Annotated in this window: 3 protein-coding genes; 1 reads left to right on the top strand and 2 read right to left on the bottom strand. The window is 30.3% G+C overall.

Annotation, left to right across the window (positions count from 1 at the left end):
- Positions 1 to 127: 127 nt before the first annotated feature.
- Positions 128 to 856 (top strand): hypothetical protein, encoded by a 729-nt coding sequence (locus RDN22_RS11160; RefSeq protein WP_308558144.1) that lies wholly within the window; start codon positions 128 to 130, stop codon positions 854 to 856.
- A gap of 93 nt (positions 857 to 949) precedes the next feature.
- Here RDN22_RS11160 and RDN22_RS11155 read toward each other — a convergent pair whose 3' ends face one another.
- Positions 950 to 1,900, bottom strand: a complete 951-nt coding sequence (locus RDN22_RS11155; protein WP_308558143.1) for an acyltransferase family protein — start codon at positions 1,898 to 1,900, stop codon at positions 950 to 952.
- 213 nt (positions 1,901 to 2,113) lie between these two features.
- Entirely contained in the window at positions 2,114 to 2,863 is a 750-nt protein-coding gene (locus RDN22_RS11150) for a hypothetical protein (protein WP_308558142.1), read from the bottom strand.
- Positions 2,864 to 3,183: the final 320 nt, after the last annotated feature.

Genomic DNA, 3,183 nt, shown 5'->3' with positions numbered 1-3,183 from the left:
GGCTTTCCCTTTTTCAATTTAATTTAGAAATTTACACAAAATATTTTACACTCCCTTTCTAGGATTATAATAATTCTAAAAAGAGTTTTATTTATAAAAGAATATGTTAAAAATAGATGGTATGCTTATGAAAATAAATTATAATTTTTCTACAAGCGAGCTTGGTATTGATATTAGTAAATTTATTAGTTATATGACTGAAAAGGGTATCCAAAGAAGGGCAAAGATAAAAGATTTGAAGATAGTATTTCCACCTATGAAAAGTATATCCTTAGCACTTGTAAATCCACAATATCATCATGCGTTTTATACGATACAAGCTTTTAGTTTTAAAGGGAAATTTGGCAATAATCCAGATGTGTATATGATTTTTTCTAAAGATGATAACCCTATAAAGTTACGGAGACTAGAGCAGCAAGTTGATACTGTGGTTGCGGTTAGGCTTAAACAAATTTCTATAATTAATGGTCAGTATAAGTATGGTATTTCTAAGCAATGTAATTATTTTTCTAACAAAAAGTCTAAGTATGATATGAGACCTTTTATACTATTTGTAGTTGGAAATAATAGCGTTGGATTTGCTGTTATAGATGTAATTAATAAGTCATATAGTGAAAATACAGGAAATCATGGTAAAGCAAATCTTTTTGGTAAAGGAATGTTTTATCCTTATAAAAAAATAATGACTTGGCCTAAGAAAAGTGAATTATATAAGCCAGTTCAATATCCTTTTAATAAAAGGTTGAGGTTCGAGCTAAGTGATGATGAAATTGGACAACTTTTATCTCTAAAAAGAGAGCTGATACATAAGTTTTCTTCAAACAGAAAGATCGAAAATGCTTTAAATGATTTATGATTAATATCAGTAGTCAGTGCCTAGTATAATTTAAAATGGAGCCATTTAAGCTTAATAAAATTTTTGCTTAGAAGGCTCCATATACTTTATTAATTAGTTCAAAATATTATTTATTTTGTTTGTAATATGATTAATTCCATACTTGAAATATTTTCTTTCCAAAAAGAGATATATCTGATCAATCATCACAGTAATTATTAAGAGACAAAGAATAATTACTGGACCAGATAGGATTGGATAGTTAATTTTTGATGTATTAATTACTTTACTCCAAAGTATTGAATTAACTAAAGGATGAGAAGTAATAAGGTAAGAAGCAAAGACAGAAGAAGCAATCCAATTGATTATTGGATTATAAAAACTTCTACTTCTTACAACAATACTGAATATCGATGCGGCACATAAGAATGGCAGAATTCCATAAGTAACTACATTAGTGTTAATAAAGTGTCGTAAGATATATTGAAAAGTTAGGCAGATAACAAATGCACAAATCAAAAAGTAATTCGAAACCTTAAGCTTATATTTTTTAATATATCCGGCAAAAAGATATGAAGTAATCATAATACCTACATTAAGTATTGCACCAAAAGGAGAAAATGCTGAAAAAAGAGGTTGGACACCACTGATAAATAACATACCAATGATAATAAGTAACAAATATTTTCTACTATGATTATCTATTAAATTATTTAAGATAGGAACAATTGTCATTAATACAATAAAACTAGTAATGAACCAATACTCATTAAAAAGTACTGGGAATATTGATGTAATAGTATTCATAATTGTTAGCTGAGAATGACGGAATATAAAAAATAGAATAAGAATTATCCAAGAATAAAAGATAGTTCTAGTCCATATTTTAGTAATGCGAAAAGTCGTTTTTTTAATACTTGGAACTTGTGAACATAAGAAGTATCCCGATATCATTACAAATATATCAGCACCAATTTCGCCAAAAGGCTCATAAAAAATAGTATGAATATTCGTTACAGGACTATTTCCAAATAATGAATAATGACTTAGAATGATAAAGCACATAGCGATGATTCACCACAGCTCAAATTTAGAATCTCTTTTTAAAATGATTAATTTCTCCTTCGCGGGTAATTATTTACAATAGGTATTATAACAATTCGGTAGATTATACGTCTATGACTTTGCTGATCTTATATTAACTTATTACAGCGATGACTCAAATGGTTTTCCTATTTTGAAACCATTTGAGGCATTGGTTTATCTATATTAATTAGCTTATTCATGTACAACTTGTGCTTCACTTGGTAACGGTCCCGACCAGTCTTGGTAATGAACTTCCGTACTACCTGGGATTGTTTGACGATCCATACCGTCACTATCGACGTGGTGGGTAATTCCATATTGATCTGTCCAGGTTGCAACATCTCCCAGTCCTAACTGAACTCCATTATTATGTTGAACTTTATCTGATTGATTTGGAATAATTGGACCAGCGTTGTGAACAACCTGAGCGTTACTTGGTAAAGCTCCTGACCAGTTTTCGTAGTGATCTTGAACGCTTCCAGGAATAGTTTGGTGATCTAAGCCATTACTATCAACATGGTGAACGATTCCGTATTGATCAGTCCAAACGGCAAGATCGTTAGTGCCTAGTTGAATAGCTTTTTGATTTTGAGTAGCTGGATTGTTCTTTGTGGCTAATACCGAATTATTAGCTTGATTAGTCGTACTAGTTTGTTGATTCGTTGAAGATGACTGAGCAGAGTTTTGACTAGGAGTATTAGCTGCTAATTTATTATTAGTAATAGTTTTAGCTTCTTTATTAGTTGGCAATTGACTACTAGAATTTTCTTGCTTAGTTTCTGTAATAGCTTTTTTGTGGCTACTTTGCTTAGCAATTTTAGTGCTAGTAGGTTCGTGATTTGCCTTATGGGTAGCTACACTGCTAGTTGCACAACCGCCTAATCCTAGTGCGAGAACACATACTAATAAGCTATCAATTATCTTATTTTGCATCTTTAACATAATGTAGCACCCCTTCCTAATCTATTGTTTAGTTTCCTTTCATCTATATTGTAACATTTTTGAAATAATTAAGTAATGAATATGAAATATAGTGAAGAAAATAAAGCTTATTGATAGCAATAGAATTAATTATGTAAGTAATATAAATTTAGGTAGCTTACTATCAACAGTTTCAAGAAGTACTAACAATGATGTAAATGAGGGGCTGTGACATAAGTCTCTTTAAACAAGAGAACCGTTCGGAATTTCAATTTGAAATTCTGAGCGGTTCTTCTTTTTTTAGAATTAATACTAAATATAGATAGCCTACCGGCGATCTT

Source organism: uncultured Lactobacillus sp., from assembly GCF_902491705.1.
In the GTDB taxonomy this organism is placed as follows: Bacteria; Bacillota; Bacilli; order Lactobacillales; family Lactobacillaceae; genus Lactobacillus.
This window is presented reverse-complemented; position numbering and strand designations above follow the sequence as displayed.